The sequence below is a fragment of the Streptomyces sp. NBC_01306 genome, assembly GCF_026340465.1.
In the GTDB taxonomy this organism is placed as follows: Bacteria; Actinomycetota; Actinomycetes; order Streptomycetales; family Streptomycetaceae; genus Streptomyces.
Genome location: NZ_JAPEPC010000001.1, coordinates 6,145,446 through 6,160,222, shown reverse-complemented (window position 1 = coordinate 6,160,222; position 14,777 = coordinate 6,145,446). Strand labels below are relative to the sequence as shown.

Below are 14,777 nucleotides of genomic sequence, written 5' to 3'. Positions count from 1 at the left end.
ACGACGATGACCAGCAACGATCAGCCCTACGGCGCACCCACCGGACCGGCCGCGGATCCGGCCGCGGATCCGGCCGCGGATCCGGCCGCCGGGGCCGCCGTGCCCGGGGCCGCTTCCCTCTCCTATCCGTGCCAGGCGTGCGGCGCCACCGTGGAGTTCGCTCCCGGCTCCGACGCGATGCGCTGCCCGTACTGCGGTCAGGAGCAGGCTGTCACCTCCGTGCCCCGCCAGGTGCGCGAGCACAGCTGGGACGAGCTGGCCATGCTCCCCGCCAAGCCGCGGGGCTCCGTGCCCGCGGGCGTGCGGGCGTATGTCTGCCCCGGCTGCGCCGCCCACACCGAGACCGACGACCTCTCCGCCCGCTGCCAGTTCTGCGCTACGGCGCTGGTCGCGGAGCCGGACGCCACCGAACGTGTGGCACCGGAGGCGGTGGTCCCGTTCGGTCTGGACCGCAACAACGCCCGTGAGGCGCTGCGCAAGTGGACGTCGTCCCGCTGGTTCGCCCCCTCCAGCCTGAAGAAGGTCAGCGAGGCGGAGACGTTCAAGGGCAGCTATCTGCCGCACTGGACGTATGACGCGGAGACGGTCTCCCACTACCGGGGCCAGCGTGGTCAGTACTACTACGTGACCGAGACGTACACCACGACGGAGAACGGTGAGAGCGTCACCAAGACCCGTGAGGTGCGGCACACCCGCTGGTTCGCGGCCTCCGGGACGGTCAGCCGGGACTTCGACGATGTGCTGGTCGCGGGGACCAACCACGTGGCCACGAAGCAGCTGGACAAGCTGACGCCCTGGCCGCTGGAGGAGGCCAAGCCCTTCCAGCCGGAGTACCTGGCCGGTTTCCAGACCGTGCGGTACGACGTGGAGCCCGAGGACGGGCTGGTGACGGCCAAGGAGCGGATGGCCGACGTCATTACGCGCGACTGCCGGTCCGACATCGGCGGGGACGAACAGCGGGTGCACTCGGTGGACACCCGGTACTCCGGGCTCACCTTCAAGCTGATGCTGCTGCCCGTCTGGTTCCTGACCTATCTCTACGCGGGCAAGAGCTGGCAGGTCATGGTCAACGCACGGACCGCCGAGGTCATCGGCGAACGCCCGTACAGCAAGGGCAAGATCGCCGCCGCGGTGGTGGCCGCCCTGGTCGTTGTCGCGGCGATCGTCCTGGTGGTGGTCAGACAGCGGTGATCGTCCTGCTGGAGAGCGCTTGCCCCGTCGGGACGGGGCAAGCCTTGCCCGCCGCAGCACTAGCATGCGGACCGTGACGGATGACGCTCCCCTGCTCGACGATCTGATGCCCTGGTCGGTGGGGTCCCCGCGGCTGGGGCGCGACTGGGTGGTGGCGCCCGACGCCCGTTCGCTGAGGGCACGCTGGGACACCCTGGTACGGGCCGACGGGCCGGAACGGGAGCGGCTGTTCCGCCCCACCAGGGCCAGGACGCCGGAGAGTTCCGTACCCGCGCTGCCGGGACAGCCCACCGGGACGGGCCGCTTCAGCCGTGAGTCGGGCCCGTGTCCGGCACCGGTACGGCTCGGATGCGGCCCGTTCGACGAGCAGTGGCTGATCCCGGACCACCGGCTGCTGGACGCCGCCCGCCCGGAGCTGTGGCGGGTCGCCGACGAGCACCAGCTCTTCGCCGTCGAACAGGCCGGCGCCGCGGCAGACAGAGCGGCGCGGAACCGCACGGCGGGAGACAGCACGGCCCAGGACGGCGGCCCGGCACTGCTGGTCTCCGCCGTGCTCCCGGACGGCCGCTCCCCGGCGGGCCGGGCCGGCCGGATCAGGCCGCTGCACCGCAGGCCCGGCGGGACCGAGCCCAACATCGCGCCGGGGCTGGCGGATCTGCTCGCCTCGCGGTACGGGCAGGAGGTGACCGCCGGGCAGATACTCGCCTGGGCGGTGGCCGCCGCCGGTACGGCGCCCGGCGGGTGCGCCGTACCGCTGACCGCCGACCCGGAACTCTGGTCGTCCGGGACCGAACTGGGGCGGCGGTTGCTGCGGATCCAGCTGCGCGGGGCGCGCGGCGGCGACCGGCCCCGGCTGCCCGGTGGCCGCCGGCCCTATGTGCGGGCCGCCGTCCCGCCCCGGCCCGACGTTCTCACGTACGACCCCGGCGAGGAGGCCCTGCTGCTCGGCACCGGACGTATCTCCCCGGTGCCCGCCGAGGCATGGGACTTCACCGTGGGCGGTGTGCGGGTGCTCGACCTCTGGTTCGGACGCAGGACCGCTGCGGCGGAGCCCGGCACCCTGGAGGCGCTGCGGCCGGCCGGCTGGCCCCCGGAGTGGAACTCCGAACTGCTGGAGCTGATCACCGTGCTGGCCCTGCTGGCCGGGCTCCGGTCCGGGCAGGGCGAGTTGCGGCGGAAGCTGGCGTCGGGCCCGCGCATCGGACGGGCCGAACTGGAAGCGGCAGGCGTCCTTCCGATACCTGCGGCGGCCCGCCGCCCCGCGTCGGTGCTCGATCACCACGAGGAGGGCCCGGAAGGCCAGTTCGCTCTGGTGTGACACCGCCGGGTGGGCCCGGAGCCCGGAGCAGACCGGCCTGCGGGCTGGGGAGGACCCACGGACGGGCCGGGCCTGCTGGGCAGGGTTGTGGAGACTCGGAGTTACGGAAGCTCAGGGTGCCGGGAAGTCAGGAGTGCGGAACCGGCGAACACACCGGCGCGCCACTGTGCGCCCCGGGAATGACGGGCGGGACGTGAGCAGCGCCGCACCGGGACGGTGTGGTCGCCCGGTCGTGGACCGGTCGTTCCTGTTCGGAGGTTTCAGCCGCGGCTGCCGAAGAGCGAGCGGCGCAGGCGTCGCAGCGGCGCGAAGAGCTTCACCCGTGCACCCCTGCCCGTCCTGGAGTGTGCGACGTCACGCGAGGTGAGTTCACGCATCAGGGACGTCGCTTCTGCCGACTCGCGCTGCGGGACCACAGGGCCGCCGAGCACCGAGAGATGGCGGTCGAGGCGCGAACTGGTCGCACCGCTTCCGCACGTAATCGCAGGCACTCGTGGCCTGCTGCGCACTGTTATCTGTTCCATGTCACTCCCCACCCGTACGAGGGCACCCGGCCCGGGGCACAGTAACCCTATCGCCCCTCGGAGGCACCCGTGTATCCCGGGCGCCGGATTCACCTCTGCCATACGGAGGTTGACGGTAACTCTCCGAATATATCTGGTTCCAGGGTGAGTTGACCGGTCACGCTCCGTCCTGCCGGCAGGCGGACGGAGCCGGACGGAGGCCCTGGGACACAGGGCCTCCTCCCCCGTACGGCGAGCTTCAGTCCTGCGCGGTGAGCACGGGCAGATAGCCGCCGGACTGGCCGGCTGCCGTGGGGTGGTAGGACTCGGTCAGATCGAGGATGTTCACGCTGTGCAGCCAGCTGTCGGACGAGCAGATCTCGTGTCCGGAGAAGGCGGAGGTGACATCACCGAACGCGAAGCCGTGGTCGGCGGCGCGCTTGGCGGTCACCGCGTTGAGGTGGTCGGACGCGGAGTTTATGGCGCCGCGCTCCTTCTCGCTCAGCCCGGCGATGCAGCTGCCGTTCAGCTGGTAGAAGCGCGGATAGCCGAGCACGACCACATGCGCGGAGGGGGACTTGGCGGAGATCGCCGAGTAGACCTTGTCCAGCAGGCCGGGCAGCGTCGAGTCGATGTACGTGTTGGCTGTCGCGAGAGCCGCGAGACAGGTCGCCTCGGACTTCAGCACACAGGTGGTCATGGTGTCGGCGAATCCCGCGTCGTTGCCGCCGATGGTGAGGGAGACCAGGCCGGTCGAGGAGTTCAGCGCGGAGAGCTGGCTGGAGAGAACGTCACTCGTACGAGCGCCCGAGCAGGCGACGAAGGCGAACGACGAGGGCGAGTGGGCCGCCGCCCACAGTTTCGGGTACGCGAGGCTGCTGCGTTTGCAGTCCCCGCTCGAACTGTCATAGCTGCCGGATCCGACACCGGAGGAGTACGAGTCTCCGAGGGCCACATAGCTGGTGGATGCGGCCGGTTGGGCGGCCTGCGCCGCGCCCGCCCCGGTGAGGGCGAGTCCGACGGCGAGCAGTACAGAGGATGAGAAAGTCACAAATCTGGACAATTTCATGGAACCTCCTTGAGCGGGATTTCCGCCACGTCTGTCGTACCAGCTCAGGGCCACACTCTGGAAGTGTTCATGCCAAGTATTCGGCGCGTCGACGGCGCATGGACGGCGCACCGACGGCTTACGGTCGCCCGTCGTCAGTGAAGCCCGGCACTCGGCGGTTCCGGGCGTCAACGGCCGTGATTCACCCCTTCGGTGACACGGCCTCAGTGACCCGGACGGCCGTACGGCGGTCCCGCCGGGGAAGAACGCGTGGCACAAAGGGCGTGCACCGGCCGCGTCGGTGCCGGATCATGGGCGCATGTCCGCAAACCCTGAGGCATCCCTGCCGATCCGGCTCAACGTCGACGACAGCGACTCGCCGTCCGATGTCGTGGACGCGCTGTTCCTCGGCCGCTTCGCCACGGGCGAGCAGCCGTACTCGCACAGTTCCTCGATCGACCGCGTCAAGAAGGGGCTCACCCTGGTGCCGCCGGGCGCGACCGTGCTGCGGGCGGCCCGGGACGACGACCGCAGCGCGACGCTCGCCGAGGGCGAGGGGTGGACGCTGCTCGTCTCGCGCTGGAACCGCGGCGCCGATGTCACCGTCACCGCGGTCAGTGAGGAGCTGGCGGCGAAGGTACTGAAGCAGTCGACGGACGACGCGCAGGACGAGCCCGAACCGCAGCCCGAGAACGTCCCCATGGGGTTCTGGTACGTCTCCCCGCGCCGCGGTCCGCACCGCACCACCCGGCAGATCGCGGCCGGCACCTGGGAGGAGGTGCGGGCCAACTACACCGCACCGGTGGCCGATGCGCTGGACGGCCTGATGAAGGTCACCCCGGACGACATCTCGGGCCGGCTGCTCCTGCTGCACGGCCCGCCCGGCACCGGGAAGACGTCGGCGCTGCGCACACTGGCCCGGTCCTGGCGCGACTGGTGCCAGGTGGACTGCGTGCTCGACCCGGAGCGGCTGTTCAACGACGTCGGCTATCTGATGGACATCGCCATCGGCGAGGACGACGGCTCGGCGAAGGGGCGCTGGCGGCTGCTGCTCCTTGAGGACTGCGACGAACTGATCCGCGGCGAGGCCAAGCACACCGCGGGGCAGGCGCTGTCGCGGCTGCTGAACCTCACGGACGGGCTGCTGGGCCAGGGCCGCAATGTCCTGGTGGGCGTCACCACCAATGAGGACCTGGAGCGTCTGCACCCCGCCGTGGTGCGTCCGGGCCGCTGCCTGGCCCGGATCGAGGTCGGCCCGCTGACCCGCAAGGAATCGGCGGCGTGGCTGGGCACGGAGGAGGGCGTCGGCCGGGACGGCACGACGCTCGCGGAGCTGTACGCGCTGCGACGGGGTACGGGACCGGCGTCCGTGCCCGCACAGGAACGGGGCGTTGACGCGGGGCTGTACCTGTAGGGGTGCGCGTACCCCTGCCGGAGCTACTTCCCGTAGACCGCCCGCAGCGCGTCGTCGACCGCGGTGCGGGCCGCGTCCGGAGCGAGGCCCAGCCGCAGGACGCGCTCGGCGAAGGCCCGCGCCGCCTCCGCCGCTTCGCGTTCCGCCGCGTCACCGGCGGCCGCCACGAAGGTGCCGTTGCGTCCACGCGTCTCGATCACACCGTCCGCCTCCAGCGCCCGGTACGACTTGGCGACCGTGTTCGCAGCGAGGCCGAGCTCCTCGGCCAGCCCCCGTACCGTCGGCAGCCGGTACCCCGCGGGAAGCTTCCCCGAGCGCGCCTGTCCGGCGATCTGGGCCCTCAGCTGCTCGTACGGGGCGGTGGCGGCATCCGCGTCAATGGCGATCTTCAGAGTCACCCCGCGATTCTCCCCCAGGGAGGACCACCACCGCTTCCCAGGTACCCAGGCATCCCGGGCTGAAGGTGTCTCAGGTCAGCGCCACCAGGACATAGCGCTCGTCGTCGACCTCCTTGCCCCAGAGGGCCGGGTCGGCCGAGAGCAGTTCGTGGTGCACGGACTCGGTGAGCGGGTCCAGGGCCGCCATCAGCTGGCCCGCGGAGAGCCCGACGCCGCCCCAGACGCCCTCCACCAGGACCAGCCGGCCGCCCGGGTTGAGCAGGGAGCACCAGTGCTTGAGCGCCGCCTCGAAATCGGGGAGCAGCCACACCACATGGCGGGCCAGCACCACATCGAAGGTCCGCTCGCCGACGGGTGGCAGCGCCGCGTCGCCCACCAGTACCTCGGCGTCCGCACCGGCCAGTTTGGTGCGCGCCTGCTCGGCCATCCGGGGGGAGAGGTCGACCGCGGTGACCCGGTGTCCCTGCTCGGCGGCGAGCAGGGAGAGGCTGCCCGTGCCGCAGCCCACGTCGAGGACCGCGGCCCGCTCCCCCGGCAGCCATCTCTTCAGCCGTGCCGCCCATGCGTCGCGCACCCCGGGGTCGCGCAGGCCGTGGTCGGCCTCCTCGTCGAAGGTGTCGGCGGCGGCATCCCAGTTGATCGTCATGATCCGATGCTCTCAGCTCCCACCGACAATCCCGCTGATCACATGCCCGGCGAAACATACGTGTATCTCCGTGCGACGCTCGGGCAGTTCATGACCGTACGGCGGACGCGGCGCGTGGATCTCCCTCTTCGGCGCGTCCGTATACAACTCCCCTCCAGCCCCGGGACGGGAGGGGAGACCGCGCCCTGCGCTCGCCGCCGTACCGGCGGGCTTGCCGGCCCCTAACCCACGGCGGAGGCACAGGTGGTGGGGGTGGCGTGCGCGGGGTCGAGGGCGTTGGCGACCTCGTGGTAGGCGATCTTGTCGGTCAGGCCGATGGTGACGTGCTCGGAGAGGTCGGCCGCGCACTTGTCCTGGAGCAGCACGTTGTTGACGTCCGGGCCGCTGAGGAACTGGGTCTTGTAGGGGGTGACCACCTCGTCGTACTTGGTGGCGATGACGGTGTAGTGCACGCCGGGCACCGTGTCGGGCACCGAGTTGAGCTTGGTGACGAAGGGCGAGCCCGCGACCTGGTCGGTGAGGCCCGGTGCGCCCTTCGCGAGGATGTCGGCGGCGCCGGGGAAGTACGGCAGGAGCTTGGTGAGGCCCGACAGGGTGGTGCCGTGGTTGTCGGGGGCGATGCCGGTCATCGAGTTCACCTTGGCCGCCCCGCCGAGGAACTTGATGTAGTAGTTCGGCATCATGCCGCCCTGCGAGTGGCCGACGATGTCGGCCTTCGGGGTGCCGGTCGCCGCGAGCACCTTGTCGACGAACGTGGAGAGCTGGGCGGCCGACTGCTCGATGGGGGCGAGCCCGTCGAAGAGGGTTTCGCCGGGGAGTTGGCCGTAGTCGAGCGAGAAGACGCAGTAGCCGCGGTTGACCAGGTACGGGGCGAGTACCAGCCAGTTGTCGGCGGCGTTCCCGAAGGTGCCGGGGACGAGGACGACCGGCCGGGGGTGAGCGGCCGACGGTTTGCAGGAGTAGTTGTTCCAGCCGCTGCTGGGGGCGGCGGCCTGCGCCGTCGTAGCGGCGGGGACCGCGGCGGCGGTGACCGCCAGCGCCAGCGCGGGGAGGGCTCCGAGCGCACGCTTCCAGGGCATCATCGAGTGATCTCCTTGCGACTCAAGGGAGTGACGACGGATGTTCGCCCTGCGGCCCGGACCACCAGAGTGTTCTGCTCACGCCAAATTACGCGCGAGTAAGGTAGCGGGGGAAGTTACGCGTCAGTAAAGAACTGATGGAGGATCAGAAACTGATCTTCGCCGGTCACTGAACCTTCGCGTCCGCTGAACCTTCGCGGTCCGCTGATTTTCGCCGTTCGCTGATCTTCGCCGGTCGCTGATCTTCGCCGGTCGCTGACCTTCGCCGGTCACGGTACAGCGGACCGCCGTACGGGCCTGCCCGCACGGCGCATGTGTCGCCGGTCCTGCACCCCGAGCGTCCCCGGCACGATCGCCCCGGGTCCGAACCGTGCCCGCGCCCGGTCGGCGACCGCCTCGATGCGGCGTGCCTTGTCGTCGGCGGGGTCGAACATCAGCTGATGGGCGGCGTGCTCGGCCGGTGTCAGCCCCTCGGCGCGCAGCGCGATCGCGCGCACCCTGGCGCGCTGGAGCCCGAGCGCGTCATGAATCGCGTACGCCGCGGCGGTGAGCGCCGCCGAGTGCGCGGTCCGCTCGTGCAGGGTGCGGCCGCGAGTGGTGGTGGACCGGTCGGCGTACCGCACGGTGAGCGTCAGCGAGCCGCACACCTGCCCCTCGCGGCGCATCCGGGCGCCCAGTTCCTCGGTGAGCGAGAGCAGGGCCCCGCGCTGCCGGTCGCGGTCCAGTTCGTCGCGGGGGAAGGACCGTTCGGACGAGACCGAGCGGGCGGCGGCGTTCGGCACGACCCGCGTACGGTCGATGCCGCGCGCCCGTTCCTGGAGTTCGCGCCCGGCACGCGCTCCGGCGATCCGCTGGAGGGTGGCGAGGGGCGCGGCGGCGATCCTGTCGATGGAGTCGAGTCCGTACGAGCAGAGAATGCGGGCCAGCTTCGGCCCGACCCCCTGGAGCGCGGCGGCGGGTTTGTCCGCGAGGAACGTCCGGGCGTCACCGGCCACCAGGGTCGTTCCCGGCCGGGCTTCCCGTGCGGCCATCCGGGCCAGCAGCGGATTGGCGCCCACCCCGATCGCGCAGTCGAGACCGTGGTGGGCGAGCGCGCGCACCCGCAGCAGCGCGGCGAGTTCGGTGGCGCTCCGCCCGAAGTACCGCTGCGCGCCGCCGACATCGATGAGCGCGGAGTCGGGCGGGAACGCCTGGACCACCGGGGTGAGGTCCTCGATCAGGCCGAGGGGCAGGGCCTCGGGCGTGAACCGTACGGAGAGGATCATCCCGCGCTCCCCTGGCTGGAGTGCCAGAGCTTGCGCCCGGTGGCGTTCGGGTCCCCGGCGGGCCTGAGGTCCGCCCAGGGGTTCATCTCGTAGCCGGTGGAGAGCTGGATGCGCCGGCCGTTGTCGCCCGGCCCATCCGTTGCGTCCGCCCCGTCCCTTCCATCCGCCCCGTCCCTTCCGTCCGGTGCGGGCGCGGCCAGGGCGGCGGCGACGGCATCGAGACCGCCGGTACGCCGCAGTTCGACCAGATCGGCCAGGTTCCAGGCCGCCGAGCCGACCACGCTGAGGCTGCGCGGCCCGCGCCGCTGCACCACTCCGCGTACCAGCAGCAGCCAGGAGTGGAAGACGGTGTACGCGCACGTGGCATGGCTGTCGTCGAAGAAGGCGAGGTCGACCAGGCCCGTGCCGTCGTCCAGGGTGGTGAAGACGACCCGGCGCCCGGAACGTATCGGCGGGGTCTGGGTGGCGGCCTTGGCGCCCGCGACCAGGACGCTCTGCCCGTGCTCGGCGGAGCGCAGCCGCCGGGCGGAGAGCGCGCCCAGTTCCTTCAGGAAGGCGTAGTGGTCCTCCATCAGATGGCGCGACGAGTCCATGCCGAGGATGCCGAGTTCGGCGCTGAGCCGCTCGGCGTCGCTGAGGTCGGGAAGTCCTGCCGGTGCCGTCCTCCGCCCTTCCCCCAGGGCGAGTTGGCCGCTGTGCGCGGATCCGCTGCGGCCCGCGTGCAGTTCGGAGATGTGCAGCAGCAGATCCCGGCGGTTCGCGCCGAACGCGTCCAGCGCGCCGACCTGGGCGAGCCGCTGGGCGACCGGCTTCCCCGGCCGGGCGCGCTGCCAGAAGTCCAGCAGCGAGGAGTACGGCTGCCCGGCCTCGATCCGTCCGGCCTCGGCCTCGCTGATGCCGTGGACGTCGGAGAGCGCGAGCCGGACACCGAAAGTACCGGACACCAGTTCGATACGGTGAGCGACCGCCGACCGGTTCACATCCAGCGGCAGCACCGGGACCCCGCGCCGCCGTGCGTCCGCCAGCAGCAGCCGCTTCGGATACATCCCGGGGTCGTGGGTGAGCAGCCCCGCGTAGAAGGCAGCGGGGTGGTGTGCCTTGAGCCAGGCGGACTGGTACGTCGGCACGGCGAAGGCCACCGCGTGCGCCTTGCAGAAGCCGTACGCGCCGAACGCCTCGACGATCTCCCAGGTGTGCGCGGTGACTTCGGGCGCATAGCCGCGCTCCGCAGTCGCCCCGGCGAACCAGGCGCGGATCCGCCCCTGCCACTCGGGGTCGGACAGCCGGCGCCGCGCCTGGTCCGCCTCGTCCCGGCCGCAGCCCGTCATGATCCGCAGGATCTCGATGATCTGCTCGTGGAAGACGACGACCCCGTACGTGCCGCTCAGCGCCTCCGCCAGATCGGGATGCGGGAAGCGCACCGGCGCGCGGCCGTGCCGGGCTTCGATGAAGGGCCGCACCATGTCGGCCGCGACCGGCCCGGGCCGGAACAGCGAGATGTCGACGACCAGATCGTCGAAGGTGGCCGGCTGCAGCCGCCCCACCAGGTCGCGCTGGCCCGGCGATTCGATCTGGAAGCAGCCCAGCGTCTCGGTGGAGCGGATGAGCGCGTACGTCGCGGGGTCGCCCGCCGGCACCTGTGCGGGGTCGTCCAGGTCGAGGTGCTCCCCCGTGGCCCGGCCGATCTCGGCGACGGCGTGAGCCATCGCGGACTGCATCCGCACCCCCAGCACATCGAGCTTGAGCAGCCCCAGGTCCTCCACGTCCTCCTTGTCGAACTGGGACATGGGAAAGCCTTCGCCGCTGGTCGGCATCACCGGCGTGCGCCGCAGCAGGGAGGCGTCGGAGAGCAGCACCCCGCACGGGTGCATGGCGATTCCGCGCGGCAGCGCGTCGAGCCCCTCGACCAGCTCCCACAGCCGTCCGTACTTCCCGCCGTCCCGCTCCGACTCCTCGGCCACGGCGCGCAGTTCGGGCAGCTCCGCCAGCGCGGCGCGGGCGTCGCGGGCGCGGATGTGCGGGAAGGCCTTGGCGAGCCGGTCGGTCTCCGCCGGGTCCATGGACAGGGCGGCGCCCACGTCCCGTATCGCGTGGCGCACCCGGTAGGTCTCCGGCATGGCCACGGTGGCGACCCGCTCGGCGCCGAAGCGGCCGATGATCGCGCGGTAGACGTCGAGCCTGCGGGCCGACTCGACGTCGATGTCGATGTCGGGCAGCGCGAGCCTGCGCCGGGAGAGGAAGCGCTCCATCAGCAGCCCGTGCTCGACGGGGTCCGCGTTGGCGATGCCCAGCAGATGGTTGACGAGGGACCCCGCGCCGGAGCCGCGGGCCGCGACCCGGATGCCCATCTCCTTCACGTCGTCCACGACCCGGGCGACGGTCAGGAAGTACGAGGCGTGGCCGTGGAAGGCGATGATGTCCAGCTCGTGGTGCAGCCGCTCCCAGTACTCACGTCTGCGGTCGTAGCCGCGCAGCACCATGCCGGCGGCGCTGCGGGAGGCGAGCACGCGCTGGGCGGTGCGGTGCGCGGCGCCGACGAGGCGCGGCTCGGGGAAGTGGACGGTACCCATACCGAGGTCGTCCTCGGCGTCGACGCTGCACGAGGCGGCCAGGGACTGGGTCTCGTCGATCAGCCGGTGCGCGGTGTCCCGGCGGAAGCCCGCCGCCTCGGCGATCCGCTCGGCGGTGCGGAACATCTCACCGGCGTCCTTGAGCCAGCGCTCACCGCTGTCGAGGCCCTTGCGCGGGTCGACGGGCACCAGCCTGCGGGCGGCGTCGAGGACGTCGGCGACGGGGCCCTGCCCCTGGTCGGCGTAGCGGACCGCGTTGGTCAGTACGGGGCGTACGCCCTGCTCGGCGGCGAAGCCGAGCGTGCGGGCGGCGAGTCTGAGCGAGCCGGGCCCTGTGCCGCTCAGCCCGTGGTGGACCGCTTCGAGGCGGAGCGCGTCGCCGTGGACCTCCCGCCAGGGTCCGAGCAGGACGGCGGCCCGGTCCGGGCGGCCTGCGGCGAGCGCCCGGCCGACGTCGGAGTCCGGGCCGAGCAGGACGGCGAGACCGTCCCCGTGGTTCTCGTCCCAGGGCAGCAGGGGCCGGTCCCCGTCCGCGTGGGCCGCGGTGACCAGCCGGCACAGGGCCGCCCAGCCCTCCGCACCGTCCCGGGCGAGGAAGGTCGCGCGGGGCACGGACTCGTCGACGAACACCCCGCCGCGCACGGGGGCGCGCATCCGGTGCGTGGGACCCTCGGCGCGCGCCCGCCCGCCGACCGCGAGCCGCGCCCCGAACAGCGGCCGCACCCCGGCCGCGGCGCACGCCTTGGCGAAGCGGACGGTGCCCGCGAGGGTGTCCCGGTCGGTCAGCGCGATGGCGTCCATGCCCCGCTCGGCGGCCCGCTCGGCGAGCCGTTCCGGGTGGGAGGCCCCGTACCGCAGGGAGAACCCCGAGACGGTGTGGAGATGCGTGAAACCGGGCATCCGCCGCACCTCCTGCTCCGATGATCCAGTCCGTTCCTGACCCCCTTCTCCACCATAGACCACTTTCGAATACTTGTGCGATTAACGGTGCGTCAGCCATTCGGGCCCGCCCCACCTGCGTAAACACCGGCTCTACCGGACCGTGGGGCCATGACTTTTCTGGACGAGATGAAGACCGCTGTCACTCCGCGCGCGGCGCTGCTCGTCATCGGCACGCTGGTGCTTCAGCTGCTGTTCATCGCGTCCTATGTGGGCGCTCTGCACAATCCCCGGCCGAAGGACGTCCCCTTCGGGGTCGTCGCGCCCGCGCAGGCGGGCCCGCGGCTGGTCGGTGAACTCAAGGGACTCCCCGGCGGGCCGCTGGACCCGCGTACGGTCGCCGACGCGGCCGATGCCCGGCAGAAGATCCTGAACCGTGATCTCGACGGCGCCCTGATCGTCCGCCCCGGTGGTTCGAAGGACACGCTCCTGGTCGCGTCCGGCGGCGGGACCGTGCTGTCCTCGTCGCTCGACCGGATCATCACCGGCGTGGAGAAGACACAGCGGCGGAGCGTGCGGACCGTCGACGTGGCACCGGCGTCGGCCCAGGACTTCGACGGTCTCTCCGCGTTCTACCTGGTCGTCGGATGGTGCGTCGGCGGCTACCTCTGCGCGTCGATCCTGGCCATCAGCGCGGGCTCCCGGGCCGCCAACGGACGCCGCGCCGCGCTCAGGCTCATCACCATGGCGCTCTACTCGGTCCTGGGCGGGCTGGGGGGCGCGGTCATCGTCGGCCCGGTGCTCGGCGCCCTGCCCGGCAGCGTCCTGGCGCTCTGGGGTCTCGGCGCGCTGGTCGTCTTCGGGGTCGGCGCGATCACGCTCGCCCTGCAGGCGCTCACCGGCATCGTGGGGATCGGCCTGGCCGTCCTGCTGGTGGTGGTCGCGGGCAACCCGAGCGCGGGCGGCGCCTTCCCGCTGCCGATGCTGCCGCCGTTCTGGCACGCGATCGGCCCCTGGCTGCCCCCGGGCGCGGGCACCTGGACGGCGCGCTCCATCACGTACTTCAGGGGCAACTCCGTCACCGGGCCGCTGCTGGTGCTCTCCGGCTGGGCGGTGGTGGGCACGGTGATCACGCTCTCCATGTCCACGCTCCGCAGGAGGCCGGCCGTCGCCCCGGAGCCACGGGAGACGCCCCGGGCCCCCCGGGCCTGAGGGCGGAGCCGGGGGCGGCCCCACGGCAGAGGCCCGGCCCGTCACGAGGACGGGCCGGGCCCTGTTGCTGTTCGCAGGACATGCACTTCAGGACACGCCTTCAGGAGGCACGCCTTCAGAACACGCCCTGCGTACGGGAGGGAGCGTCAGCCGATCGTCGCTCCGAAGGCGGCCAGCGCCGCGGGCACCGGCTGGAAGAACGTCTCGCCGCCGGCGGAGCAGTCACCGCTACCGCCCGAAGTCAGACCGATCGCGCTGTCGCCCGAGAAGAGCGCGCCGCCGCTGTCGCCGGGCTCGGCGCAGACATCGGTCTGGATGAGGCCGTTGACGACATCGCCGTTGCCGTAGTTGACGGTGGCGTTGAGCCCCTTCACCGTGCCGCCGTGCACCTGGGTGGTGGAACCGCTGCGCTGGACCGCCATGCCGACCGTCGCGTCGGCCGCCTTGGTGATCGGCTGCGTCTTGCCGTTGTAGAGGTCGACCTCACTCGGGTGCGGGGTGTCCGATGTGTACTTCACCAGGCCGTAGTCGTGGCCGGGGAAGTCGGAGGCCGCGTTGGTGCCGATCTCGGATCCGCCCTGCGAGTCCGACCAGCTGCTGACGGCCTGGGTGCAGTGCCCGGCGGTGATGAAGTACGGCTGGCCGTCCTTGACCACGTTGAAGCCGAGCGAGCAGCGGGCGCTGGAGCCCCAGATGGCGTCGCCGCCCGCGATGAGGGGCTTGAACTCCCCCGCGCTGCGCTTGAGTTCGGCCTTGGCGCCGAGGCCCTTGACGACGCTGTCCAGCTTCGAGAGCTTCGCCCCGGAGACGGTGCGGTCGGCGGTGACGACGATCTTGTTACTGACCGGGTCCACCGCCCATGAGGTGCCCGGCAGCGATGCCTTGTCGGCCAGGGTCTTGCGCGCACCGGTCAGTGCGGCCATCGAGTTCTGGACGACTCTCGCTCGGCCGCCCGCCTTGCGCACACCCTGGGCCGCCGCCTCGTCGACGACGTTCACCACCAGGTGCTTGCTCTTGGCGTCGTAGTACGAACCGGCCGCGTCGGCGCCCAGTTCGTGGGTCAGCGTCGAGGCCAGGGTCCCGGCCGCGGCCACGGACAGCGTCTTCACCGGGGATGCCGGTGCTGCCTCGCTGGCGTTGGCCGTCTGGAAGGTGACGCCTGCGGCGATCAGCGCGGCGGCGCCGGTCGCTGCCGCGATCACTCGGCGCTTGGGTATGCGTCGGTGCTTCAACTTCGACCTCCTGTGGGGGCCG

The 14,777-nt window shown here is 71.8% G+C and carries 11 protein-coding genes and 1 pseudogene; 4 read left to right on the top strand and 8 right to left on the bottom strand.

Annotated features, from left to right (window positions below):
- The first annotated feature begins 6 nt into the window (after nt 1–6).
- Together OG385_RS27195 and OG385_RS27190 are read left to right on the top strand one after the other, a co-directional pair.
- The gene (locus tag OG385_RS27195; RefSeq protein ID WP_266858533.1) at nt 7–1,191 is read left to right on the top strand and encodes a hypothetical protein; all 1,185 of its coding nucleotides are present in this window, start codon (nt 7–9) and stop codon (nt 1,189–1,191) included.
- Nucleotides 1,192–1,255: 64 nt separating this feature from the next.
- Nucleotides 1,256–2,509, top strand: coding sequence for a type ISP restriction/modification enzyme (locus OG385_RS27190; RefSeq protein WP_266858531.1), 1,254 nt, complete (start codon nt 1,256–1,258; stop codon nt 2,507–2,509).
- A gap of 260 nt (nt 2,510–2,769) precedes the next feature.
- Here OG385_RS27190 and OG385_RS27185 read toward each other — a convergent pair whose 3' ends face one another.
- Nucleotides 2,770–3,033 (bottom strand): hypothetical protein, encoded by a 264-nt coding sequence (locus tag OG385_RS27185; protein WP_164267539.1) that lies wholly within the window; start codon nt 3,031–3,033, stop codon nt 2,770–2,772.
- Nucleotides 3,034–3,271: 238 nt separating this feature from the next.
- Complete coding sequence (locus OG385_RS27180) at nt 3,272–4,081, bottom strand: SGNH/GDSL hydrolase family protein (RefSeq protein WP_266858528.1); 810 nt, start codon at nt 4,079–4,081, stop codon at nt 3,272–3,274.
- Nucleotides 4,082–4,379: 298 nt separating this feature from the next.
- Here OG385_RS27180 and OG385_RS27175 point away from each other — a divergent pair, with 298 nt between their 5' ends.
- On the top strand, nt 4,380–5,474 hold the full coding sequence (locus OG385_RS27175; protein ID WP_266858526.1) for a DUF5925 domain-containing protein: 1,095 nt from the start codon (nt 4,380–4,382) through the stop codon (nt 5,472–5,474).
- A gap of 23 nt (nt 5,475–5,497) precedes the next feature.
- Here the strand turns inward: OG385_RS27175 and OG385_RS27170 are convergent, their stop codons facing one another.
- The 5 genes and pseudogenes from OG385_RS27170 to OG385_RS27150 form a co-directional block, all read right to left on the bottom strand.
- Nucleotides 5,498–5,872 carry a GntR family transcriptional regulator gene (locus OG385_RS27170; protein WP_266858524.1) on the bottom strand — a complete coding sequence of 125 codons (375 nt, stop codon included), beginning with the start codon at nt 5,870–5,872 and terminating at the stop codon, nt 5,498–5,500.
- Between the two features lie 79 nt (nt 5,873–5,951).
- A pseudogene (locus OG385_RS27165) lies at nt 5,952–6,521 on the bottom strand (class I SAM-dependent methyltransferase); the annotation flags it as partial.
- A 218-nt stretch (nt 6,522–6,739) separates the two neighbouring features.
- Nucleotides 6,740–7,600 carry a triacylglycerol lipase gene (locus OG385_RS27160; protein ID WP_266858522.1) on the bottom strand — a complete coding sequence of 287 codons (861 nt, stop codon included), beginning with the start codon at nt 7,598–7,600 and terminating at the stop codon, nt 6,740–6,742.
- A 266-nt stretch (nt 7,601–7,866) separates the two neighbouring features.
- Nucleotides 7,867–8,862, bottom strand: coding sequence for a helix-hairpin-helix domain-containing protein (locus OG385_RS27155; RefSeq protein ID WP_266858520.1), 996 nt, complete (start codon nt 8,860–8,862; stop codon nt 7,867–7,869).
- Entirely contained in the window at nt 8,859–12,332 is a 3,474-nt protein-coding gene (locus OG385_RS27150; RefSeq protein ID WP_266858518.1) for a DNA polymerase III subunit alpha, read from the bottom strand. Before OG385_RS27150 ends, OG385_RS27155 begins: the two co-directional genes overlap by 4 nt.
- 150 nt (nt 12,333–12,482) lie before the next feature.
- Here OG385_RS27150 and OG385_RS27145 point away from each other — a divergent pair, with 150 nt between their 5' ends.
- Nucleotides 12,483–13,523: a DUF3533 domain-containing protein gene (locus OG385_RS27145; RefSeq protein WP_266858516.1), complete on the top strand. Its 1,041-nt coding sequence runs from the start codon at nt 12,483–12,485 to the stop codon at nt 13,521–13,523.
- 146 nt (nt 13,524–13,669) lie between these two features.
- Here OG385_RS27145 and OG385_RS27140 read toward each other — a convergent pair whose 3' ends face one another.
- On the bottom strand, nt 13,670–14,755 hold the full coding sequence (locus OG385_RS27140; protein WP_266858514.1) for a S1 family peptidase: 1,086 nt from the start codon (nt 14,753–14,755) through the stop codon (nt 13,670–13,672).
- Nucleotides 14,756–14,777: the final 22 nt, after the last annotated feature.

What these genes read in the sequence shown, in the direction of transcription:
- OG385_RS27195 (WP_266858533.1), top strand. Translation starts at nt 7, where the DNA reads ATGACCAGCAACGATCAGCCCTACGGCGCACCCACCGGACCGGCCGCG.
- OG385_RS27190 (WP_266858531.1), top strand. Translation starts at nt 1,256, where the DNA reads ATGCGGACCGTGACGGATGACGCTCCCCTGCTCGACGATCTGATGCCC.
- OG385_RS27185 (WP_164267539.1), bottom strand. Translation starts at nt 3,033, where the DNA reads ATGGAACAGATAACAGTGCGCAGCAGGCCACGAGTGCCTGCGATTACG.
- OG385_RS27180 (WP_266858528.1), bottom strand. Translation starts at nt 4,081, where the DNA reads ATGAAATTGTCCAGATTTGTGACTTTCTCATCCTCTGTACTGCTCGCC.
- OG385_RS27175 (WP_266858526.1), top strand. Translation starts at nt 4,380, where the DNA reads ATGTCCGCAAACCCTGAGGCATCCCTGCCGATCCGGCTCAACGTCGAC.
- OG385_RS27160 (WP_266858522.1), bottom strand. Translation starts at nt 7,600, where the DNA reads ATGATGCCCTGGAAGCGTGCGCTCGGAGCCCTCCCCGCGCTGGCGCTG.
- OG385_RS27155 (WP_266858520.1), bottom strand. Translation starts at nt 8,862, where the DNA reads ATGATCCTCTCCGTACGGTTCACGCCCGAGGCCCTGCCCCTCGGCCTG.
- OG385_RS27150 (WP_266858518.1), bottom strand. Translation starts at nt 12,332, where the DNA reads ATGCCCGGTTTCACGCATCTCCACACCGTCTCGGGGTTCTCCCTGCGG.
- OG385_RS27145 (WP_266858516.1), top strand. Translation starts at nt 12,483, where the DNA reads ATGACTTTTCTGGACGAGATGAAGACCGCTGTCACTCCGCGCGCGGCG.